The organism is Streptococcus infantis (assembly GCF_047460685.1).
Taxonomy (GTDB): domain Bacteria; phylum Bacillota; class Bacilli; order Lactobacillales; family Streptococcaceae; genus Streptococcus; species Streptococcus infantis_AD.
This window is the reverse complement of sequence record NZ_JASHFS010000023.1, coordinates 1-23,920: the sequence shown is the minus strand read 5'-3', so window position 1 is coordinate 23,920 and position 23,920 is coordinate 1. Positions and strand designations below refer to the sequence as shown.

At 38.0% G+C, this 23,920-nt stretch carries 17 protein-coding genes and 2 pseudogenes; 1 reads left to right on the top strand and 18 read right to left on the bottom strand.

The genetic code is table 11. The features are described from left to right. The 17 genes and pseudogenes from QM917_RS09930 to QM917_RS09850 all read right to left on the bottom strand — a co-directional run. Positions 1-77: IS630 transposase-related protein (locus QM917_RS09930; protein ID WP_138024939.1), on the bottom strand; the 77-nt coding region annotated here is incomplete at its 3' end. 143 nt (positions 78-220) lie between these two features. Further along, on the bottom strand, positions 221-943 hold the full coding sequence (locus QM917_RS09925; RefSeq protein WP_414285636.1) for a pseudouridine synthase: 723 nt from the start codon (positions 941-943) through the stop codon (positions 221-223). A gap of 242 nt (positions 944-1,185) precedes the next feature. Next, on the bottom strand, positions 1,186-1,410 hold the full coding sequence (gene asp5 / locus QM917_RS09920) for an accessory Sec system protein Asp5 (RefSeq protein ID WP_414285634.1): 225 nt from the start codon (positions 1,408-1,410) through the stop codon (positions 1,186-1,188). Between the two features lie 4 nt (positions 1,411-1,414). Next, positions 1,415-1,594, bottom strand: coding sequence for an accessory Sec system protein Asp4 (gene asp4 / locus QM917_RS09915; RefSeq protein WP_414285632.1), 180 nt, complete (start codon positions 1,592-1,594; stop codon positions 1,415-1,417). Beyond that, positions 1,587-2,933, bottom strand: coding sequence for an accessory Sec system glycosylation chaperone GtfB (gene gtfB, locus QM917_RS09910; RefSeq protein WP_414285630.1), 1,347 nt, complete (start codon positions 2,931-2,933; stop codon positions 1,587-1,589). The genes asp4 and gtfB overlap by 8 nt, the downstream gene beginning before the upstream one ends. Beyond that, positions 2,917-4,437: an accessory Sec system glycosyltransferase GtfA gene (gene gtfA / locus QM917_RS09905; RefSeq protein WP_075231049.1), complete on the bottom strand. Its 1,521-nt coding sequence runs from the start codon at positions 4,435-4,437 to the stop codon at positions 2,917-2,919. The genes gtfB and gtfA overlap by 17 nt, the downstream gene beginning before the upstream one ends. 12 nt (positions 4,438-4,449) lie before the next feature. Continuing rightward, positions 4,450-6,828: an accessory Sec system translocase SecA2 gene (secA2, locus tag QM917_RS09900; protein WP_075231048.1), complete on the bottom strand. Its 2,379-nt coding sequence runs from the start codon at positions 6,826-6,828 to the stop codon at positions 4,450-4,452. Continuing rightward, positions 6,815-7,297: an accessory Sec system protein Asp3 gene (gene asp3, locus QM917_RS09895; RefSeq protein WP_414285628.1), complete on the bottom strand. Its 483-nt coding sequence runs from the start codon at positions 7,295-7,297 to the stop codon at positions 6,815-6,817. The genes secA2 and asp3 overlap by 14 nt, the downstream gene beginning before the upstream one ends. Next, entirely contained in the window at positions 7,297-8,829 is a 1,533-nt protein-coding gene (gene asp2 / locus QM917_RS09890) for an accessory Sec system protein Asp2 (RefSeq protein WP_281335722.1), read from the bottom strand. The genes asp3 and asp2 overlap by 1 nt, the downstream gene beginning before the upstream one ends. Beyond that, positions 8,819-10,393: an accessory Sec system protein Asp1 gene (asp1, locus tag QM917_RS09885; RefSeq protein WP_414285627.1), complete on the bottom strand. Its 1,575-nt coding sequence runs from the start codon at positions 10,391-10,393 to the stop codon at positions 8,819-8,821. The genes asp2 and asp1 overlap by 11 nt, the downstream gene beginning before the upstream one ends. Before the next feature lie 15 nt (positions 10,394-10,408). Next, on the bottom strand, positions 10,409-11,638 hold the full coding sequence (gene secY2 / locus QM917_RS09880; protein ID WP_083301255.1) for an accessory Sec system protein translocase subunit SecY2: 1,230 nt from the start codon (positions 11,636-11,638) through the stop codon (positions 10,409-10,411). Between the two features lie 127 nt (positions 11,639-11,765). Then, positions 11,766-12,773 carry a sugar transferase gene (locus QM917_RS09875; RefSeq protein ID WP_414285625.1) on the bottom strand — a complete coding sequence of 336 codons (1,008 nt, stop codon included), beginning with the start codon at positions 12,771-12,773 and terminating at the stop codon, positions 11,766-11,768. A gap of 46 nt (positions 12,774-12,819) precedes the next feature. Next, on the bottom strand, positions 12,820-13,998 hold the full coding sequence (locus QM917_RS09870; protein ID WP_153225662.1) for a glycosyltransferase family 8 protein: 1,179 nt from the start codon (positions 13,996-13,998) through the stop codon (positions 12,820-12,822). Positions 13,999-14,012: 14 nt separating this feature from the next. Further along, complete coding sequence (locus QM917_RS09865; RefSeq protein ID WP_153225661.1) at positions 14,013-17,255, bottom strand: SP_1767 family glycosyltransferase; 3,243 nt, start codon at positions 17,253-17,255, stop codon at positions 14,013-14,015. Positions 17,256-17,258: 3 nt separating this feature from the next. Next, positions 17,259-18,137, bottom strand: coding sequence for a DapH/DapD/GlmU-related protein (locus QM917_RS09860; RefSeq protein ID WP_075230358.1), 879 nt, complete (start codon positions 18,135-18,137; stop codon positions 17,259-17,261). Beyond that, positions 18,127-20,221, bottom strand: a pseudogene (locus QM917_RS09855) (glycosyltransferase). The gene QM917_RS09860 and the pseudogene QM917_RS09855 overlap by 11 nt, the downstream one beginning before the upstream one ends. Positions 20,222-20,583: 362 nt before the next feature. Further along, positions 20,584-20,898 carry a hypothetical protein gene (locus tag QM917_RS09850; RefSeq protein ID WP_281335728.1) on the bottom strand — a complete coding sequence of 105 codons (315 nt, stop codon included), beginning with the start codon at positions 20,896-20,898 and terminating at the stop codon, positions 20,584-20,586. A gap of 74 nt (positions 20,899-20,972) precedes the next feature. On the opposite strand from QM917_RS09850, the pseudogene QM917_RS09845 reads away from it, so the two are divergent. Continuing rightward, positions 20,973-21,359, top strand: a pseudogene (locus QM917_RS09845) (transposase); the annotation flags it as partial. A 249-nt stretch (positions 21,360-21,608) separates the two neighbouring features. On the opposite strand, the gene QM917_RS09840 reads toward QM917_RS09845, so the two are convergent. After that, the coding region (locus QM917_RS09840) for an LPXTG cell wall anchor domain-containing protein (RefSeq protein WP_414285638.1) at positions 21,609-23,920 on the bottom strand (2,312 nt) is incomplete at its 5' end.

The following is a 23,920-nucleotide window of genomic DNA, read 5'->3' as shown; positions in this document are numbered from 1 at the left end:
TGTGATGCTTCTGTTATACTACCTGTTCGCTCACAATAGGAGAGAACTTTTTTACGAAAATCTATTGAATATGCCATAAGAAGATTATACCACATTATGTACTGTTTTAGGTTCATTTTACTATATTCTACAGTCTATTATAACGCTTTTCACAAAGGAAGCAACCAAAAATCGAAAAAGGCAAGGATATTTTCCTCACCTTTTTCAAAGATTACACAGGTTACCCAACACTTTCGAGCAAGTTTTCTAATTCCTCTGTGGTCAAACGACGCCATTCCCCACGCTTCAGATTTTCATCCAAGGTCAAAGTTCCCATGGTCAGACGTTGCAAGTCCACCACTTCCTTGCCACAGTAAGCAACCATGCGTTTAATCTGGTGGAATTTCCCCTCTGCAATAGTCACGCGAACCAGACTTTGGTTTTTTTCTCTATCGAGAGACACAAGCTCAAGCTTAGCAGGTTGGCAGGTAAAGTCTTTGAGCGGAATCCCCTTGGCAAAAGTCTCAATATCTTCATCCGTCATGATTCCATCGACTTGCGCAAGATAGGTTTTATCCACATGGCGTTTAGGTGAAAGGAGAGCATGAGCCAACTGGCCATCATTGGTCAAGAGTAAGAGTCCATGCGTATCGATATCCAAACGCCCCACCGGGAAAACTTCCTTGGCACGTGCATAGTCATCCAACAAATCCAAGACAGTCTTATGTTTAGGATCTTCAGTTGCTGAAATAACACCCTGGGGCTTGTTCATCATATAGTAAACAAACTCCTCGTACTCTAGCTTTTGCCCGTCAAAACAAATATCGTCTGTCTCTTCATTGATTTGTAGCTTGGCAGATTTTTTCTTTTTACCATTGACCGTCACGCGCCCAGCCTTTAGAAAGTTTTTAACCTCTGTCCGACTTCCTACGGCGCAGGCAACCAAATATTTATCTAATCTCATAGCACTATTATACCATGAAAAAGCATAGACTTAGTACAAAAATAAGCCGCCTGATTGGGCGACTTTATTTTATAGGGAGATTATTATGAAAAATTTTTAGGAGTTAAAGTTAAGGTCTTCTTAACTTATGCTTATAGTATAAGCTAGATTCCTAAAAGTTTTCTTAAACTTTTCTCCTCAAACTTAAATTTCTTTAAATCTTCACTATTAAAATCAAGCATTGTCTCTTTAAAAAATATAGATCATGAAAATGTTAAGGCCATAAAGAGGAGTAGCATCACAAATAAGGCTAAGCTAACGAGCAAAGTTAGAACTTTAACAAGCGTATTGCTTTGCCAATAGCTGGGCTTTCCGATATTACTAGTTGCATCCATAGAAAAAATTTGAGTTTGTCTTGGTTGAATGGTCACAAGAATGATTAAGGAAAGAGCTAAAATAATGGTTAAAATTATCAATAATTCAGTCATTTAACTACCTCAAAAGTCCTATCAAAGTAAATAATAAACCAATCAAGATAACTAACCCCAACAAGAAAGAGAAAGTTTTACTAATCTTTTCACCACGTGTAGCTTTTTCTTTTTTGATGGGTTCTTGTTTCATCTCTTCCATACGACCTTCAACATCCTGATAAAATAGATCTTTTTTAGTCATGGCTTTCTCCTAAAATGGTTTTCATCCGCTCCTGATACATGATTGGATCCACATAATTGGCATGGTAACCTTGGTCTCCCAGAGCTCGTCCCATTTCTTTGACATGAGAAAGAGCTAACTCAATGGTGTGAATCATGTCGTCAACTGCTTCCTTAGCGAAAATATGATTTGGAGCAATATAGCGACGATTATGGGCTGTTTCCTCAAAAGCTAGGACCAGTTGGTTGTGTTCAAAAGCCTGACGAACAGCCTGGAGAAGTTCATTCCCATAGTTGATATCCAAATAGATATCTGATAACTGATAAAGCTCCTGAATCTTTTGGGGACTGGCATTTTGATAGAGTACGACATTGGGATAGCGGAGCATATCCAGCAACTTGGATGACATCTCTGTCACTGCTGCTATTCGGAAAGTAACCCTTGGTAAACTTTCCACCAGTTTTTCGACTTGCTCTAGTTGGTCCGAATTGGTCACAATCAAGGCATCAGGACGAACAAAATTATCACGCTTAAAGTGATAATGATAGCCTAGGTGACTAAACTTATGATGGAATTTTTCATCCGTCAATTGCAGAGCGCGTTCATAAGTCGCATAATCTGGAATGATAATGGTCTTAGCTCGAAGCTGATCATTCTCCAAAATCAGTTGCATATTTCCTGGTATACCATCATGTAGTGGTTCTTGCCAAACTAGAATATCCTGACCTGATTTGTCTGGGAAATGGAAGGAAGTCAAAAACGAGGTAGATAGGGTATTAAAGAGAAGGTGGTTAAGATTCACTTTCAAACCTTGTAAGAAGTCTATAATAAAGGCCACTCGACCAGAAAAATGGCGCAATCCTTGACCTTCCAAGGTCAGCAGAATATCACCTGTGACATGGTTTTCCAAAATAACTTCTTTTTGATCTACATTCCGATAAGAAGTCATGATAGCTTGGCCAGAAGCATCAAAGGTCGTCTTAGCAAAGCAAGCTCCAAAACGATTATAGTGATCCACTTGGAAGATGCGACCTGCTGGTGTTTTCCATTCGACTTTTTTCACCAAACGAGCCTGTAAGCCATCTGCAAAATGAATCACTGCTCGTTCTTGATTAAGGTCATTGATAGTCCCAAATTGATTATTCCCAGCAATCTCCCAAAAGTCTGGTACAGGAACTTGGTTAAAATACAAGGGTTTACCGCTATCATAACCCAAATAATAGGTGAAGGGAGAGACAACTCCATCTGGTAAAAATCCATCTGGTTCAATAACCACAGCCAAATCAGACAGGCCTGCTTCAGTCAGACTATAGTGCAAATCTTGGCTTTCTTGACTGTATACATCAAATAACTGAATCATCCACTACCTCCTTGATTGTTTTTTCCCATTTGTTCAAAATCTCTTGAGTCAAGAATTTCTCAGCAATCTGGTAAGATTTTTCTCTCATGCCTTCCAAATGATTCTCCAAATACAGTTGGCAAATCTTTTCTGCATAAGCTTTCTTGATTTCATCTTCGACATGGTCAGATGAACTTGGAATCAAGTAGCCATTTTCGCCATCTTCGATGAAGGTTTGATTTCCATAAGGAACATCAAAACCAATCAATGGCAAGCCCGAACCAATTGCTTCCATGAGTGTTAACCCAAATCCTTCACTTGTAGAAGCAGTTAGATAAACTTCATACTGTAAATAGATTTGAGAAAGTTCAGCATGACCCTTGAGTTTAATATACTCTTCTGCCTGACCTGCAGTGATAATCTCATGAAGACGTCCTTCTTCGCCACCACTACCGTAGATATCGAAGGTTAATTCTGGCAATTCCTTATGAGCCTCAATCACAGCCTTCACGAGCCAATCAATGTGTTTTTCCTTAGCCAAACGAGAAGCTGTAATGAGCGAAAATGGTTTACGGCTCTCTTGTGGTTTTGTTAATTGATCAACACTTCCAACTGGAATGGTCACAATCTTAGGTGCATGCGAGGTATAGCGAGCAAATTGTTGCTCTAAGACTTCCTTTTGACGATCCGTTGAAACGATAAAGAGATCGACCTTATCTGCATTGGTAAATTGATAGTCATAATAGTTATTCCAAAGGATATAATCGTCATTGGTCGCATTTTCACTGTAATGTTCCGCATGAACAACTACCGCTAGATGCGCCGCTTGCGCTTCCTCAAAAACAACCTGACCAATCCCTGTCTCACGGTCTAAAATCACTAGATCTGATTTGCTTAACCCAAGAGTTTGCATGAAATAACGAATCAAGGCAGGCTTCCCGTATAAAATGCGATCCTTGAAACGGTAGACTTCCTCGGTCCCTTGATTCATGAACATCTCATAAGCCGGAGTCCCATCTTCATTGTAGAAGGTTCTTTGATAGAGGGTCGCTACATTGTCTTTAGGAGCAAAATATTCTGTGCAGTAGCGTGTGTAAGAGAAGTAATCCTTGCGGATCAATTTACCAGCATACACATACTCCACATGTTGAACAAAATCCTTCTCCTCATCTACCAAATAACAAGTGATAAACTTGTCTTCATCTGAGAAGAAGATTCGTTCAATTTTCCCATTTCGTTCACGACGGCTTTCTACACCTTCAAAATAAGCCAAAACGTCATCTACCGTCACACTGGTCGGTGCAATCTTGATGTCTGTGAAGTGAGTGTAAAGCCAGATGACCTGATCATCATCAAAACCGATATTTGCGGTTAAGTGCTGGATATTATCACCCAAAATCATGTCTGTAAAGATAAACTTCGACGGCAGATTTAGGCTGCGAAAAATACCTGCACGGTAAGCTTGGGCATATTCAACACCACTGCTGGCCCAGCCAATTCCTAAATTTATATTGTAAATTGTCATATTGTCCCCTTTTTATGGAAAATAAGCCATAATTTCCCCATCAGGTGAAATGTCTACTCGACTCAATAGAAGATTTCGAACCATATCCTTCTTGACCTGCCTTTTCATCTCTTCAAATCCATGATAGGCTTCTTGATAATACTCGACAATAGGATTCTTTTGAGCAGCTGATTGCCCACCGATTGCTAGACTCAATTGTTGAAGGTAGTCTACCTGCTCTACCCAGTTATCATCTATTGCTTTTAGCAATGCTAAACGCTGAAAATCTGAAAAGAAGTCATGAGTTTCCAGAATCGTTCGTTTCTCTTGTAGACTCTTTTGAACGGTTGTCTCCAGAACTAGCTTGATTGCATCCTTATCCGTCAGATCTAACTCTTGAGGAACTGCATGGTAAAGAAAACTGATATTTTTAACGATAAAATGATACAGTTCTTCTCTACTTTCAAAGGGTTCTTCTGCCAAGCTTTTTCTTACGAACTCATCTAGCACATCTACAACAAAACCATCAAGATCCTCGGTTCCATCAATCAAGCGATTTCTTTGACTATAGACCATCTCTCTTTGGATATTCATACTCTCAGCATACTCTAAGGTTTGCCTTCTTGATGATCTAGCAGCGCTATCGCTTGCCTTCTGCGCTTTTTCTACTAATTTCCGATAGCGTCTTCCTTCTAAAAGTTCTGGGCTTATCTGTTTATTTACTGTATAGTCCTTATACATCTTATGGACCCAAGAAGGTCCATACTTCTTGATCACATCATCTTCCAGTGAGACAAAAAATTTCGACAAGCCAGGGTCTCCCTGTCGACCAGAACGTCCTCTAATCTGTAAGTCAATACGTTTACTATCCATCCGTTCTGTACCAATGACAACTAGACCACCCAGTTCAGCAACTCCTGGACCAAGCTTAATATCAGTCCCACGACCAGCCATAGAAGTCGCAACTGTCACGGCTCCCATACGACCTGACTCTGCAATCATCTGAGCTTCACGCGCTGCATTATGGGCATTTAAAACGTTATGAGCAATTCCTTCACGTAATAATAGAGAGGAGTAGAGTTCCGACATTTCTACTGATCCAACAAAAATCAATAAAGGATTACCCTTTTCATGATAATATTTAATCTCAGCAAGCGATGCATACACTTTCTCAGGTAGGGTAACATAGAGATTGTCTGGATAATCAATTCGCTGATTCGGACGATTTGTAGGGATTCGAATGACTAACATGCCATAAGTTTCTAAAAACTCTTTCTCTGCAACCTTTCCTGTCCCAGTCATCCCAGAGATTTTTTTAAACTTCTTAAATAAGCTTTGGTAGGTAATGGAAGCCATCGCCCGTGTTTCTTCAGACAAGGGAACATGCTCTTTTGCCTCAATGGCTTGGTGTAAACCACCCTGTAATTTGGTCATTTCTAATAAACGACCTGTACTTTGATCTACCAATACGAGTTCTTCCTCTTTCTCACCCTTACGGATGATATAGTCTTTATCCCTTTTAAATAAGGTATGAGCTCGTAAAGCAAAGGTCAGGTGTCTTGCTAGTACGCCATGTTCTTCAGAATAGAGGTTATCAATACCTAAAAAGCTCTCCGCAGTTTGAGCGCCCTTAGTAGTGAGCCAGACTTCTTTTTTCTCTTCTTTAAAGATATAGTCTTGACCCTCAACTAGAGTTGTCATCAAGGTGTCAATAATTCCATAAAAATTGGATTGAACCCTAGGAGAACCTGAAATGACCAAGGGAGTTTGAGCACTATCCAGCAAGACTGAATCTACCTCATCTACGATAACAAAGTTAAATTCGGGCATGTACTTTTTATCTTCACTAGAGGCTAGATTATCAATCAAGTAGTCAAAACCAAGACCACTGTTTGTCGTATAAACAATATCCGCACTATAAATTTCCCGCTTATCTTCAGGCGTTAACTCTTCATCATCGTCTTCAGAAAAGGGAATGCGAATGGTCAAACCTAAGAACTCATAGACTTGTCCCATCTCCTCTGCATCACGCTTGGCAAGATAGTCGTTAGTCGTCACCAGCATAACACCTTTTCCCGATAAGGCATTGAGATAGACTGGCATCGTAGCGGTCAAGGTTTTACCTTCACCTGTATTCATCTCCGCAACATTCCCTTGGTGGATGACAATCCCACCCATGACCTGTACATCATAGGGAAACATCCCTAAGATTCGTTTATCAGCCTCTCTGACAACTGCAAAAGCTTCTACTAGAAGATCATCTAAACTTTCCCCAGCAGTTAATCTCTCTTTAAATTCTTGAGTTTTACCTGCTAATTCATCATCTGTTAGCGAGGCCATCTCATCTTTTTTTAGATTGATTTGATGCAAGATTTTTTTCACCTTGCTCAATTGTCTATTATTTTTCCACATCTTGTTCAGAATCGTCCTCTTCTATTGAAAATGAATGAAAGTCAACTGCTTGAAATCCTGCACTCAACAGCTGTACTCTGTAATGATAGGCTTCTTCTGGATAGGTAAAGGTGAAATCCAAGTCTTTTTCAATCACTTGACCAACCTGCTTATCATAACGATCCATAAAGATGAGCCTAAAGTATAAACCATTTTGAGGTTGCACAGTCATACGACTAGACAAACGGTAACGATATCCCCTTTTTAAAAGAGGTAAGGTTGGGGTTAAGCGATTTCCTTGAAAGTTAAAACTTGAGGTCCACTCATGAATCATAGTACCAGAATTCACCATATCATTTTCCAGATAAACATGGTCTCTTGAATAATAGAGGACAATAGAACCAAACAAAAATGTATTTTGCCTCGTATCACCTAAACTAGCTCCCTTAAATTCTCCCCAATATATTTCTTTATTCCGTTTGATCATCATTAAAACTTTCTCCCAAAATCCTGCTCTAAAATCATCTTATAAAAATTCTTGAACCAAGCAGCACTAGTAGTACTATCGTCATTGTGGCGGCCTGAGGTCCCCTTGACCATAATACGAGCCCCCGTATGATAAAGGGCTGCTACTAAATCATCATAGGCATGCGGATCGTAGTCTTCCTCTTTCATATAAGAGAGCCCAAAGATTGTTTGACTAAAATCTGCTTCTTTAAAAGGAGTCCAAAAACGGTCATCTAAGGCTCTCATAGCATCTAAGCTAGCCTCTCCCTTAGAATGATGACGTAAGATATCAAAAGCAGTTGGGAAAATCCCAGGTGCCTCAAGTCGGCCTCTCTCTGCTATCAAGCCCAGATTGGTCAAGGGTTTTGAAACAATCACAGCTTTAGGTTCAAAGAAAGAGCTGTAATACATAGCACCATAGGTCCCCATAGACATGCCCGAAAGGATTAGTTCCTTATTTGAGAATCCTAACAAATCCAAATGTTCTTGAATGACATTTCGAACACCATTTTCAAGACAGTCATCACCCAGATAGAAAGCCCCTCCATCGATTCGAGGATCTTGAAAGAGAAGGAAAGGTGCTCCAAAGGATCTCATCATTCCAAACCCCTCAAATCCTTCTGCTCGTCGATAACCAGAAAAGTAGATATTCAAAGGAGGCTTAAAGTCTCCTGGATAGAAAAAGTAATTGATCTCCTCACGCTTGTCATTATGGATGATACCTCCACCAAGAACATATTTACCAAACTGGTAGCGCGTTAAACGCTGGTGAAGGGCTCCTATTTTCAGATGTCCTGCTCCTCTAGCTTCTAAAGAAACACTGATAAATGAAGAAAAATCATCATCCAGTACCAAGGCAGACTGCATATCTTCAACAGTGAAAACTCGCTCTTTGACAAAATTAGCAGTAGATCCATCTTGAATATTTCGAACGATCAGGCGAATATCACAAGTCCAATCTTTCTCATATTCGAGCCAGAGTTCAACTGGGTTAAATTCGCTAGCTCGGATATTATACTTCCAACTAATTAAAGGGCGAAAGTCTTGACCATACTTTCCTAGGAGTTCTAGATTTTCATAACCGTTATATCGAACCTTTCCCTTAAAAGCAGGATTGACAATCATATCAATTGGAACTAACTTATCCCCATACTGCCCTCTAAACAGGGCTTTAGATAGGAGTCTCAAAAGTTCTACTGGGTTTGAAAAATCTGTTGCTTGAGCACAAGTTTTTTTCAAGAAGTCTTGAAGATCTTTTGATTGAGGCTCAGCTGTATCAGGGTAGAAAATCGTATAAGGAGTAATCTTTCTCATCAACGGAATCAAATCCGATAAGTGCTCAGGATTTTCAACCAAAACAGCTGAAAAAGTTCTTAAGCCTTCCATTTTCATGACCTTCTTTATGGCAGTCATTGATCTCGGCCAAAAGAAGTGCCACTCCATATTTTCAGGAAGCTCATAGTCATGGCTCCAGTTTCTGCTACCTATCTGCAAAATCTGTAATTTATTGCTCACTTTTTGCCTCCTCTAACCATTTTTCCCACTTATCTACAAATTGATCACCTGTATTTTGTCGAATCTTATCAATTGAGTAAATTAAGGCTTGATTCCAATGTTTCAGGGTATCTAAAAAGTAGTGTCCTGCCTTACTAAACTCTGATAAATCTGATAGAATATAACCATTTTGTAAGTGAGTCACATATTCTGACTCTTGTAAGTTGATTTGAGGAATTCCTGCACTAATCCCTGCAATCTGTGTGTAAATATTAGCGACTGGATTCAAATCAACAATTAAACGAGTATATTCTAACTCCCGAATTAAGCCCATCTCATCATTTAGATTGATAATCTTAAAGCGATAATCATCTCTGGTATTTTCCTCTAATGTATTTTCCGCATCAGATACCACAGTATCCTTTAACAGCTCCCTTGGGTTAAGACGTTCCATAATCAGCGAATCAAGTTGCTTCTGCAAAGCTTCTATTTGATAACCTTCTGCATTAAATACTGAAAAAACAACCTCAGTCAAGGGATTTTCCGAAACAAAATGCAAAACTTCATACAAGACTTCTGGATCTTGTTGCACCTGTATATCTAATTGGACATAAATTTTTGATTCCTTTAACCGTTGACTAAGACCTAACTTCAAGCGCGTATCAAAAGATGGTAAATGGTGCATTTTAGAAGCAAATTGGGGATAAGCCTCTTGTAATCGCTCAAGAAAATCTTTCCGATCACTAATCAACAATCTAGACTGTTCTACTAGCTGACGATGAGCTTGTAAATCATCTGCTTGATTTCTTTCAATAAAGAAACTTATAATTTTTGGAGCTTCTTCTGGCAACCTTTCTAGCAATTGATCTTGAAACTTGGTATTAGCTGCCAAAACAAATGAATCTCCAACCTCATAGTCTTGATTTAAAAATGTTGCTAAGAATTCCCAGATAACCTCATCTATACTGTCATAAACTAATTTTCCAAAACGATAACTTACTGCTGGATTGATCTTTACAATTGGCTTTTCGCCCTGCAAATTTTCCCTAAGTTGCCACTGGCCTTTTGCATTGTAATAATAGCGAGTAGCTGGCTTCTGATCCTTAAACTCTACAAGACTAGATAAAAAGCCTCGATCATCAAAATAGCAAATAAAATCAACTTGGTCATCCTTAAAATACGTGATGTAGCTGATAAAGCCTTCTGAACCATATTCAATTTCAGCATAGAGTTCTCCTTGTTGCTTAACTACAACTACAAAAGGAGTATAGATAAAATCACAATCTTCATCCCATGCTAAATCCTTTAATTGTAAAGGATGCATCTCCTCAGCTTCAATATTTTGAATAGCATCAAAAACGGAGAAAACATCAGACTCCAATAAATCTTGTCTGTGTAACAAATAGCGTAGATGAGGATGATAAGTCAACCATAGCATCTTAGATTCTAATTCTTGGCGTTTAAAGATACGAATTTGGTGTAAGATATCATCAAATTCTAAGCGATAAGGAGTTCTATACCAAGGCACAATACTAGCTTGCCAAGATGGATTGTTACGCTCCAAAAAAGGAATGAAATAATACATAGCTTCTCCTCACAATTATGAATCAATTTCTAAGAGTGGTCTATAATTCTCATTTAAGGTCAAGGCGTCAATTTCTTCCTTGATATTAAACACCATTCCATTAAAAATCAAAAATAAACCTGGAAGCATCGTTAGTTGCATATAGCGTGGATCATATAATACAATCAACATTGGTAATCCTGCCATAAGAACAGTATAGGTCGAACCAATTACTGCAAAACGTAAGATCAGCCAATTGATATAACGACTTGTTTCTTCTCCTGGATATATATTATAGATATACTCTCCAGATTTTTTCATCTTCTCAGCGATTTCTTCTCCATTCATATTAACAAAAGAGAAAGCAAGTCCCAATATAAATAAAACAACAATATAAGTGAAGATCCAAATTGGCTGACCAATTGCAAAGCGGCTAATCCACTCTCCAATCCACGATTCTTTCGGTAAAACCATCTGAAGAAGCAACAAGCTATATTGTGGGATGGATACCAAGGACATGGCATACATAAAAGGCATTCCTCCAGCTGGGTTTAGCAAAATATCCAAATAAGAATAACGCTTAAAACGATTATGAATCATAATCTTATTAACAGGAATTCTATAACGTGCTCGCTGAACTCTGACTACAATTGCTAAAAATACGATGGAAAGTATTAGAAGAGCCATAATCAATACAGGACTAACCTGTAATTCTTTTATACTATTTAGGATGTTTTGTGGCATACTAATAACCATGCTGGACATTAAGATAACTATAGAACCCCCTATCCCAAACAAAGAATTCAGATCCGATAACCAAACCAAGAAAAAGGTACCCGCGATCAAGAGTAGAACATTCATTGTCAATACCAGTCCATAATTAACCCCTGACTGAATAGGGAGATTAAGAGTAATAGCTAATGCTTGGATTAAAGCAATAACAAACGTTAGAATCATTTTCCCACGATCTTGAATTTCAATTGGTAAATTTTGAAAACCTAGTTTCTTAGACATACTAAACATCTGCCATAAAATCATCGCCGACATCCATGGAGATAGTCCAACTGAAAATAAGGAAAGACTCCGAAGGTTGCCACCTGTCATAGCAGTAGAAAATGCTAAGAAAGCAGCAGTTCCACCCAAAAAACTCGTGTCATTAACGTTTACAAAGGGAAGGGTCAATCTACTTCCTAGAACATAAATGAACAAGAAAGAAATCGTCCACAGGACCCGTTTCACGACAACTGATGTCAATTTTATCTTCAATTTTTTCTCCTACTTATTCGATTGATGGGATATTTTGATAAACATAGCTGAATCTATAAATTAATCTTTTGCCAATAATGGCATTCCCTCATCCTAATGGATGAGGGCAATCCATAACTATTCTATTCTAAACATCCAAAACCTGCATCACTGCATCAATCAATAGTTTTTTTGTAAAGTAGCCTTGTTTCAAGGCATAACTCACTTTATATACATTTTCAACCATTTGTTGATAAGCTTCTACTGTCGTTCCCTCTACAAGGCGACTGGCTTCTTCCAAACTATCTACTACATAACCTAAGCCTTTTTCCTTTATGAAACTGGCATTTGAGAGATAGGATGGTACTACTACTGGAATTCCTGCTGCAAGATAAGTGCTAACTTTATGAGAGATATTCAAGCGATAGTAATCTGCCTCTTCAGCTGGATTTTCACTTGTTCCCCACACTAAGCCAAAGCCCCCCTCTGACAAAGCAAAAAGCAACTCTGGATCTGTTTTCCACCCTTTAAAGGAAACACTTGGATTATGCTTCTCCTGATTAGACTCGGAAAAAATATCGAGTGGGGTTGAGTAAGCCCAGTTGGATAAGTGTTCAAAACGTTCTACACTACCCGCAAAAGATAGTTTTTTCTGAAAAGTAGGCTGTCTCAAAGGATAGTCATGAACATGATCCCACATGCCTTGGATAATAATCTTTTGAACTGTCAATCCTTCCTGAATCAGCCGTTCTTTCATGTTTTCCGAAGGAACAACTACTAGATCTGATTGGTTGTACATCTCAATGTACTCAGGCATTAAGTAATAATTGGATGGAAACATAAGGGGTGGCACGTCATGGATAAAGGTAATGATTTTCGTGTTTAAAATCTTACATTTCCTGATAAAGGCCTGGTCATACTCCCTACCATTCCATGTAGGAGATTGATAAACAACGATATCCCCATAACCCAGCTTAGCTAAAACACCATCTAAACGGCTATTCAACTCGCCTTGGCTATCACTATAGATATTGTAAAAGTAAAAGCTAAGCTCGTGAAAGTCTAACTTTTTTGCAATTTTAACGGTCTCATTCTGGGCGATCAAGGCTGTACTTTGACCAGACATACCGTAAATATTTGTAATATTAATTTTCATTTTGAATCTCTAATTTAGTATTTTTTAAAACAAACCACTCACAGACTTAAAGTTCCTTCAAAAAATCGACCATAGCCTGAGGATTATCATAAGGAAATACTTGATCTACATGATAAGGATTGGCCACATTATCAAACGCTAAAATTGTTTTCTTAGCTTCTTGCACCCATTCTAAAACATCAGGAAATTTAAACTCATGATTGATATCCAGATAAACATCACATTCTTCAATCATTTTCCTGCACATCCACCTCATAACAGTTGGATGCAACTTAATGTTCTCATAACTGGCTAGACTTCTGAGAATTTCTCCCATATCCGTAAAAGTTAAAATATGAATATCATACTCAGGTAAATGTTTAATCAGATAATCAATTTGTTCTAATTGCTGACTGCCTGTAATGATCAATGCTTGATATTTAGCTTTTTTCACGACAAGTTCTTCTTGACTATTTATTTGAGACCACTCTAGTTGATTATATTTCCACCAAACTTCACGTAGGCGACCTACCGAATAAGTATTCCAAGGTTTATCGGCAGACAAATAATGAACAATCGCTGGTAATGGAGTCAAAGGCAATTCAAAAATAAAATATTGCCCCCGACTATCAGCCAACTGATCATATCCAATCTGAAAATTATAGGTATCATCTAATAATACATAATTTTCTCCCATCACTAGATTGAGAACTGTTTGATCAGCTTCAAGTAAGTGTTCATGTTCTCTTTCAGTAATGTTAATGAGTTCCTGCTGGATTCCCTTATCCTTCCAATACGCATTATTGATCAGTAACACTCCTGCATTAAATCTGTCTTCTAAACCATATATGATTTTTGCAGCAGCTAGAGGTTTATTGGTTAAATCAGTAGAAAATAGATCTGTTAAATCACGTGTAACTACTAAGTCACAATCTAAATATAAAACAATATCTTCTGACACAAAACTCGGTATAAAATAACGAGCAAAGGTCATAAAGTTTATGTGCTGTCCAACAGGTGGTAGACTCCAATTTCGCATATTACCTCCAAACAGCTTGATATCAACTATCTCACTATTTCGGTATGCCATTTTTTCCCTGACGGAGACAAACCACTCTTGGGGAATATCCTGATTAAAAATATAAACCTTGACATCACTATTGTGATAGCAAATAGATTTTAAGGTAGTTTCGATTTGACGAATATAACCGTAATCTCCTGCTAACACAAATACTTTTTTATTCATTCACTACTCCTTGACTATAGCTTCACGATGATAGATGCATCATAAGCCGCATCGGCAACTAGCTGAATTTCTTGATCAAAATTATGCTCTGCGGTATGCTTATGTGAGAATTTCACTTTTGAAGTTGCTCCCATCTTAAACCACTCATATTCAGAGTCTATATGGCCTAAATCAATCGCTTGTATGCCTTTTTTGCTTAAATGGTAAGCCAAAACCTTGGCTGTAGGACCAAGCATCAAGAATACTAGTTTCCCATCTGCGTGATTTTCAATCGTTTCTTGAATATCCTTAACCTTACTGTAGGCATTTCTAGAAGGGCAGATGATACGCTCAACAGACTGAGCATTGTCAAAAAGGTCATTACCAACTCCTGAACGTGAGTTTTCACCTTCGACGATCAAGATGTTTCGTTTATCCCAAAGTTTCTTTAATTTTTCAAAGTGAGCTACTGAAGCTGACTTGTCTTTGAGGTCCATATAAGGACGAGATATAAAAGTCGAACCATAGAAACTTGCTGTACAAAATCTATGATAAGCTTCTTTATAATGCTCTAAATGTTTTTGCCAAAAATCGACTGCTTCAGGATTGTAGCGTTCCAAACCTTCAAAAACATCAGAAAGACAAACCAGCAATTCTGGAGAGCTTTCTAGTTGGATCATACTTCTAAGCTGTTCTGCCAATGTCTCATCGTAGTCTTGATAAGGAATCCCATGCCCCATCATAATATCCATTTCCCCATCTCCATAACGAATGACAGAAGAATGGTGCTCCAGTATATAATCAAGACTCTGCTGGATATCCAGTACCTTTGGGTAGGATTGCAGCTTTTTTACAGGTAGCTCTCCATTTTGGCAATAGTTTTCAATAGCTAGAACCATCTCCTCAGGATGTGCTTGGTCATAAAGAAACTGACCTTGTTCACCATGGGCTACACTTTCAAAAGCAAATACTGGTTTTCCAGCTTGTCGGAAACGCCCAATGATCCCATCAACTTCGGATTCAGCATTGATATCCAGTAAGAAGTCACAGCCTTCAACCAAGCTATCAATCAAAGCTGGTTGCCCAGCAATATCTGACAAGACAGAGACATTTGGGTAGGCTAGTAGAGCTGTGATACTATCAGCCACCATAACGGGAGCTGCCACATAAAATTTGACATCCGGTAGATGTTCAATCAAGTAGCCCATATTTCTCAAGTCGCTTGAGAAGGTATAGACTAGAGCTGAATGTTGAACCCCTGTGTATTGACTCACCTGATCTTTTGTCAGACAAGGTGTTACCTGACTCATATCAGACCAATCTTGGGCATTATAATACCACCAAACATCTCGATAGATGGAGCGTTCATACAATCCCCATGGTTTTCTCTCTGTCAAATAATGAATAATCGGTGGATAAGTCCCAGGTTCTGGTCGATAATCTGAGAAATGTGTATGCAAGGTAATGCAGTTATATTTAAAGTCTAAAGCTAACCAACGATCTTTAAATAAGAGATTCAAGATACTTTGATCATCTTGAGCAACCTTATCATGCAACTCATTAGTCATTTCAATCAACTGCTTGCGAACTTCTTCTTGTTTCCAAAGGCGATTATTGATGAGCAAGACACCTGCGTTGAATCCATGCTCATTAAAATATACTTGAGCCCCCAGATCCTTGACTGCTGCCAAAGGATAGTCTCCTAATTCGACATCAAATAGAGGACTTAAGTCTCTTGTGACAACCAAATCACAGTCCAGATATAAGACCTTATCTTCCTCAACAAAATCCGAAATAAAGTAACGTAAAAATGTTGCATAGTGAATATTGGTCTTATATTGGCTGATATGAGAACTATTGACACGGGCATTGACGATTTCACAGTCTAGCTTCTTTAATTTACGATTGAGATTATAGAACCACTCTGTCGGAAAATCGCTGTTAATCAGATAAAAACGAAGTCCTCGATTATGACAGCAGATTGATTTGATTGTCGTTAATACCTTATCTGCATATTGGTAGTTGGCTCCGAGTACAATTGCCTTCATGTTCATTTTATCTTTCTTTAACTCTTTAATTGCTTCTATCATTGACTGTGGAGATTGAGAGGAAACGACTATTTGTTCCAATTGATTTTTGTTGGTCGTATCAAAGGTCAGTACTGGCCTACCTGCACTGGTATAGCGACTGACGATAAAGTCCATCGGACTCCCTTTATGGATATCCAGATAGGCGTCTGTCTTCTCAATCATTTCATCAATCACTGCCCCAACCATGCTAGGATATAAGTAAACATTAGGATATTTGTCCAAAGCCATTAAAATTGAACCCATATCTGTATAAGCTCCAATATGGAATCCAACATCAGGAAGAGCTTGAGCTAGTTCTTCAATATACAGAAAATCCTGCGAATCTGTGAATGTAAATAGATTGACATTATGAAGGTCATAAACTCTCTTGATGGTAAAACGTCCTGCATAGTGGTCAGCAATCTGTTCATAACTAACATCCCTAAATGCCCACCATAAGTCTCGATAACGATAGCCCATCAAAGTGGACCATGGTTTTCGATAGGTCGTATAATGGATGATCAAAGGTTCTTTATCCAACTCAAAGTGTGAATCCCAATGGCTATAAAAAGCAATGACATCATGACCAACTTGAAGGTTAAAATGCTTATCCAACTCTAGCCAATGATTTTCAAACATCAAATTTAATATAGTCTGAACACCATTAAATCTATCACTGATTGCAAAATCAGGTGAAGATACGTAATCAATTGTCTTATTTATTAATTTAGTAGTGATATCATATTGTTTCCACTTAGAATTATCAATTAATAACATTCCTGAGTTGAAACCAACACCATCTACATCTCGAACAGCAGCAAGATACTTATCACCCAAATCAATATTAAAGAGTAAATCAAGACTACCATTAATAATCAAATCACTATCCAGATAGAGTACTCTCTCCTCTTCAATATAATGAGGAATGAAATAGCGAGCATACGCAATCGCTGAAATATGTTCCTGGTTTTTCCACCTAGAATCAATCTCTTCATCTATACGAATGTCTTCTACAACACTTCCCAATTTCTCCACTTGTACCTTGAGATCATTGAACCAGTCACTAGGAATATTTTGATGGAGAATATAAATTTTAACATTTTGATTGTAATATAGAATAGATTTTATTGTTGTAAGTATCGGGATAAGGTAATTCTTATCTCCCGCAAGAACAACTGCCCTTCTTTCTTCCAAAATATCAAACCCCATTATCTAATCTCCATTTTCATCATTCGCTAGTTGATGACGAATGCTATTAATCATACTCTCTTTATCCTCTAAACTAAAAACTCGAACGTTTTCATCTCTTCTATGGACAACTGTTTCAAAAGAAAATACCGGTTTTCCTATCTCTAAAGCACGACCTACAATATTATCAACCTCTCCCCAATGATTGATATCTAAGTAAATATCTGCTCTATTTAATAAATCTTCGAGAATATCATCATGATGCACATTAGTATAAATATTCACGTTCTCGTAATGATTAAAGCTGTCTAGATAGTCTGAGACATTTGTTTTAGCAGCTATATGAAATGCAACTTCAGGAAGTTCTTGTACAAGATAGTCTAAATGTTCTAAAGTATCTGATGCTGTTAAAGTAAAGGCGTGAAACTGATGCTGTTGTCTAGGAGTGATTTTTAAATCCTCTTGTGCAGTGACAACAGAATTAGCTGGGATATCTTTATAAATTAAAGCATTTGCCCCAATGATAACATTATCTCCAATGGTAACACCTTTTAAAATAACAACGTTAGTTCCAATCCAACAATTTTTCCCTATAGTTATCTTATCAGCTTTAAACTGAATTTTTTCAATATGGTAATTAGAGTATTTATGGTTGTGATCAAAAATTCTCACACCATCACCAAACATAGTATCCTTACCAATTTCAATCTCTTTGCCACAACGAATCGTACAATGATCGTTAAAGAAAACTCTATTTCCTAGTGTCAGCTTAGCATTATTAGACACTTCTAGACTTACAAATGAGCGAAATGTAACATCTGTTCCTAGTTCAATGCTACTAGTAGGAGAAATCTCTATATGATGAAAATCTCCTAATAACTTTACAGAATCTTTAAAATCCATGTTTATCTTCCACTTCTCTTATTTTATTAATCATTTCTTGAACTTGTTCTACTTTATAGATTATCTGTCCAACTTCAGAATATTTTGTATTTTCAAAGGCAAGAATAGGCTTCCCTAATTTTGCAAACTGCTCCATTATTTCTTCATTTTTTTCACCATGATTAATATCTAAAAGAACTTGACTTATCTCAATCAATTCTTGCTCAAGCTCTGATAAATCATTAAATTCAGACAAAATAGTCACATTGGGATTAACTATCCTCTTATTCAATTGATCACTAACTTTGACGCTAGCTATAATTATAAATTGAATTTCCGGTAAAGCTTGAACTAGAGACTCTAATTGCTCAATACGATCCGAAAAAGTATAAATTAAACAAGTAACAGGTAGTTTTTGAGGATAGATATGAGCCTTTTTAAGCGTATGTAAATGGTAGTTTTGGCCTAATTCTGTCTATTCAAGATTATGATAATACCACCAAACATTGCGATAAGCTTGAATCCCCAAATTATCCCACGGTTTTCTATTCGAAGGATATTGAATAATTCCAGGATAGTCTTGAGATTTTGGTAGTTTATAATCTGTAAACTGCCTATGACTCACAATATAATGATTATCAAAATCTATCTCTAGCCACTTATTTTCAAAAAGCTTATTCAGCATAAGTTGGTCCACCTGATCCGCCTTATCATGCTGTTCATCAGTTAAATTAATTAATCGTTGAGTCATACTTTCTTGTTTCCAAACAAGATTGTTGATTAGTAATACACCTACATTAAATATTTCTTGATCATAGTACACTTTTCCGCCATAATCACGAACTGCAGCTAATAGATAATCTTGTAGATCTATTTCAAATAAGTCATCTAGATTTTTCGTAACAAGTACATCATAATCCAAATAAAGTGCCTTATCTTCTTCTACAAAATCAGATATACAATAGAGCAGAGAGGCTACATAACTAATATCTGTTTTAAAACGTGATATTTGATCAGATGTTACTCGACAATTGATAATTTCCGAATCAAAGTCCCTTAATCGACTATTCAATTGTATAAACCACTCTTTTGGAAAATCCTTATTGATAATATAAAAACGAACCGAACGATTGTGATAGCAAATAGATTTCATGGTTGTCACAACCTGATCGACATATAAAAAATCAGCTACAAATACGACGGCTTTTTTGTCTTCTTTACTCTGAGGAAGAAGTCTATCCAATAACATCTTTTTCTCTTTTATGTAGTTTAATTCATAAGAATTAGCTAAACCTCTATTGTAAGCTTCAGAACTGATATAATCCAAACTCATTTTGTATGCTCGCCTATGCTCCGAAAGTGGATATCCTAACGTTGCCAATAAAGATAATCTCTCTTCAATTATATAAATGGCATCTCTAATCCATTCATCTGTCCAAGTATTGGACAAACTTCCCTCACGCACTCTATATACAGGCTGATTTATTAACATAAACAACTTTTTCAGAATCTAATAAGGCCTTCAAATTAAATAATGCATCTTCTCCAATTCTATTAATTGGAAAACGCAAATTCGCTATTATTTCTTTTTTATAAATTTTCCCCCAGGGTACAATCAAAGCAGACTTTAACAATTCTTTAGAGTCGTATAAACAAGGTATTATAGACTTATTATCATATACTTTTTCATAATAGTCAGTAGAGATGTGGAAATAAAAAACTGAATTAGACTCATTAAAACTAGTATAATTTCCAACTACAATATCTGCTTGATATTCTATCACTTTCTCATATAAAAACTTAATATAGTTTGGTTCTACCCAATCATCGGAATCAACAAAGGTAACATACGTTCCTGTCATTCGATCCAGACCAGCATTTCGCGTATCAGATACACCACTGTTTTCTTTTTCTATATAGATGATACGATCATCCTGTTTTTCATATTCCTGACAGATTTGTCCCGAGTTATCTGTAGAACCATCATTTATAATGATAATTTCCAAATTTTGATATGTTTGTTCCAAAATACTATCTAAACATTTCTGTAAGTATTTTTCAGCATTATAAACTGGAACAATGACACTAATTAATTCCTTTCCCATACAATCCCACTCCTAATTTTTTTTTCATATCTCTCATACTTTTTTTATGATAAAGACAATGAAAAAGACAACTTCTGCCACCCAATTTATATTGGATATTATAGAAGTTACTTTATACATAGATAGTTATTACATACATTTAATTTTCAACCGCAATATAAACTGAAACTAACTGCCATCGTTTTTCATATCGTGGAAACAACACATATCAACTTAAAGAAGTAGTTATAGAACTTCCTTATGACGATAATCTCTAACTAATTGAAACAGATTTCTATCATAAATCCTTTATATCTCGATTATCACTTTATATCATCTTTAAACCAAAATCATTATTTCTATGGTTTTATTTCAACTAATATTTAATAATCTAATTCTCCTGAGATTTTTCTTATATCATAAAAAGCAATAAATGTTCTAAACAATACAAAGATTTTAAAATGAAAAACTCTACTATATATTATACCATTTTTATGCACTTTCATAAAGTGAGATAACCCTAAGAACCTTATTTTTTCTAACTCTGGCAAAGAATATTGAATTTCAATTGCTTTACGAATAGACAAAAGTTCAATTAGTGGCTCTATAATTTCTGTAGTGGGTAAATCCCCTATGGATCTTATGGAGCCTATTTTTGTGTAGAAAAAAAGTCCCATAAGATCTATAATGAAAAGCAACAAAACAACTCATTAGAAAGATCCATATGGAACAATTACATTTTATCACAAAACTCCTTGATATTAAAGACCCAAACATCAAGATTCTAGACAAGCTTTTGAGCTATTCAGAAGACTTGAAACACCACTACAATGTCTATCAGCTCTTACTTTTTCACTTTCAGAATAAGGAACCAGACAATTTTTTCGGACTTATTGAGGACAATCTAAAGCAGGATCATCCTATTTTTCAGACTGTCTTTCAGACTGTCTTTAAGACATTTCTCAAGGACAAAGAGAAAATAGTCAACGCCCTTCAATTACCCTATTCCAACGCAAAATTGGAAGCGACCAATAATCTCATCAAACTTATCAAACGAAATGCCTTTGGTTTTAGAAACTTTGACAACTTTAAGAAACGAATTTTCATCGCTCTGAATATAAAAATGGAGAGGACAACGATTGTCCTCTCCAGATGTTAGCTTTTTATTCAACCCACTACAGTTAACAAACATACTAAGATTAGTAGTGAGAAAATCTCCGACGGGAGAGAGTACTCACTACTTTTTCTTTATGTTAAAGTAGAGGTGTCTTGTAAAGTCGTAGGGCTCTTGGGCGCTAGACGTCGCTTGACAAACTGGCAAGAGCCTATTTTAAAACTAAAAAACCTGAAAGTTATATCTTTCAGGTTTTTTGATCGAATTAATCAACTAATAGAATCGTTAGAAGATTTATTCTTCATCATCACGTTTACGACGTTTAGCTACTAAACCTAATCCTGTTAGACCTGCTACAACTCCAAGGAGAGCATTTGTAGCTGAAGCCGTTGTTCCAGTATTTGGAAGTTGCTTACGAGTCTTAGTTGTATTAGTTTGAGCAGATTGACTAGTTGAAGTCGAATGAATCATGGACGCGCTTGTGCTTGCTGACTCAGATGCTGATGTTGACGCGCTTGTGCTTGCTGATTCAGATGCTGATGTCGATGCACTTGTTGACGCTGATTCAGACGCTGATGTTGACGCGCTTGTGCTTGCTGACTCAGATGCTGAGGTCGATGCACTTGTTGACGCTGATTCAGATGCTGAGGTCGATGCACTTGTTGATGCTGATTCAGATGCTGATGTTGATGCGCTTGTGCTTGCTGATTCAGATGCTGAGGTCGATGCGCTTGTGCTTGCTGACTCTGACGCTGAGGTCGATGCACTTGTGCTTGCTGACTCAGATGCTGATGTTGACGCGCTTGTGCTTGCTGACTCAGATGCTGATGTTGATGCACTTGTGCTTGCTGACTCAGATGCTGAGGTCGATGCACTTGTTGATGCTGATTCAGATGCTGATGTGCTTGCACTTGTGCTTGCTGATTCAGATGCTGATGTCGATGCACTTGTTGACGCTGATTCAGACGCTGAGGTCGATGCACTTGTTGACGCTGATTCAGATGCTGAAGTACTTGCACTTGTTGATGCTGACTCAGATGCTGATGTCGATGCACTTGTTGACGCTGACTCAGATGCTGATGTTGATGCGCTTGTGCTTGCTGATTCAGATGCTGATGTCGATGCACTTGTTGATGCTGATTCAGATGCTGATGTGCTTGCACTTGTTGACGCTGATTCAGATGCTGATGTTGATGCGCTTGTGCTTGCTGATTCAGATGCTGATGTCGATGCACTTGTGCTTGCTGATTCAGATGCTGATGTGCTTGCACTTGTTGACGCTGACTCTGACGCTGAGGTCGATGCACTTGTGCTTGCTGATTCAGATGCTGATGTGCTTGCACTTGTTGACGCTGACTCTGACGCTGAGGTCGATGCACTTGTTGATGCTGACTCTGACGCTGAAGTCGATGCACTTGTTGACGCTGATGTTGATGCGCTTGTGCTTGCTGATTCAGATGCTGATGTCGATGCACTTGTTGACGCTGACTCAGATGCTGATGTCGATGCACTTGTTGACGCTGATTCAGATGCTGATGTCGATGCACTTGTTGACGCTGATTCAGACGCTGATGTCGATGCACTTGTTGACGCTGATTCAGATGCTGATGTTGACGCGCTTGTGCTTGCTGATTCAGACGCTGATGTCGATGCACTTGTGCTTGCTGATTCAGATGCTGATGTCGATGCACTTGTTGATGCTGACTCAGAGGCTGATGTCGATGCACTTGTGCTTGCTGATTCAGATGCTGATGTCGATGCACTTGTTGATGCTGACTCAGATGCTGATGTCGATGCACTTGTTGATGCTGATTCAGATGCTGATGTTGACGCGCTTGTTGATGCTGATTCAGATGCTGAGGTCGATGCACTTGTTGACGCTGACTCAGATGCTGATGTTGATGCGCTTGTGCTTGCTGACTCAGATGCTGATGTTGATGCGCTTGTGCTTGCTGACTCAGACGCTGATGTTGATGCGCTTGTGCTTGCTGACTCAGATGCTGATGTTGACGCACTTGTTGATGCTGACTCAGATGCTGATGTCGATGCACTTGTTGATGCTGACTCAGATGCTGATGTGCTTGCACTTGTTGATGCTGACTCTGACGCTGATGTTGATGCGCTTGTGCTTGCTGATTCAGATGCTGATGTTGATGCGCTTGTTGATGCTGACTCAGATGCTGATGTCGATGCGCTTGTTGACGCTGACTCAGATGCTGATGTCGATGCACTTGTTGACGCTGACTCTGACGCTGAGGTCGATGCACTTGTTGATGCTGACTCTGACGCTGAAGTCGATGCACTTGTTGATGCTGAGGTCGATGCACTTGTGCTTGCTGACTCAGATGCTGAGGTCGATGCACTTGTGCTTGCTGACTCAGATGCTGATGTCGATGCACTTGTTGACGCTGATTCAGACGCTGAGGTCGATGCACTTGTGCTTGCTGACTCAGATGCTGAGGTCGATGCACTTGTTGACGCTGATTCAGATGCTGATGTGCTTGCACTTGTTGACGCTGACTCTGACGCTGAGGTCGATGCACTTGTTGATGCTGACTCTGACGCTGAAGTCGATGCACTTGTTGATGCTGAGGTCGATGCACTTG

Coding starts and splice junctions, on each gene's coding strand:
- QM917_RS09925 (WP_414285636.1), bottom strand. CDS start 943: ATGAGATTAGATAAATATTTGGTTGCCTGCGCCGTAGGAAGTCGGACA.
- asp5 (WP_414285634.1), bottom strand. CDS start 1,410: ATGACTGAATTATTGATAATTTTAACCATTATTTTAGCTCTTTCCTTA.
- asp4 (WP_414285632.1), bottom strand. CDS start 1,594: ATGACTAAAAAAGATCTATTTTATCAGGATGTTGAAGGTCGTATGGAA.
- gtfB (WP_414285630.1), bottom strand. CDS start 2,933: ATGATTCAGTTATTTGATGTATACAGTCAAGAAAGCCAAGATTTGCAC.
- gtfA (WP_075231049.1), bottom strand. CDS start 4,437: ATGACAATTTACAATATAAATTTAGGAATTGGCTGGGCCAGCAGTGGT.
- secA2 (WP_075231048.1), bottom strand. CDS start 6,828: ATGTGGAAAAATAATAGACAATTGAGCAAGGTGAAAAAAATCTTGCAT.
- asp3 (WP_414285628.1), bottom strand. CDS start 7,297: ATGATGATCAAACGGAATAAAGAAATATATTGGGGAGAATTTAAGGGA.
- asp1 (WP_414285627.1), bottom strand. CDS start 10,393: ATGTATTATTTCATTCCTTTTTTGGAGCGTAACAATCCATCTTGGCAA.
- QM917_RS09875 (WP_414285625.1), bottom strand. CDS start 12,773: ATGAAAATTAATATTACAAATATTTACGGTATGTCTGGTCAAAGTACA.
- QM917_RS09870 (WP_153225662.1), bottom strand. CDS start 13,998: ATGAATAAAAAAGTATTTGTGTTAGCAGGAGATTACGGTTATATTCGT.
- QM917_RS09865 (WP_153225661.1), bottom strand. CDS start 17,255: ATGGGGTTTGATATTTTGGAAGAAAGAAGGGCAGTTGTTCTTGCGGGA.
- QM917_RS09860 (WP_075230358.1), bottom strand. CDS start 18,137: ATGGATTTTAAAGATTCTGTAAAGTTATTAGGAGATTTTCATCATATA.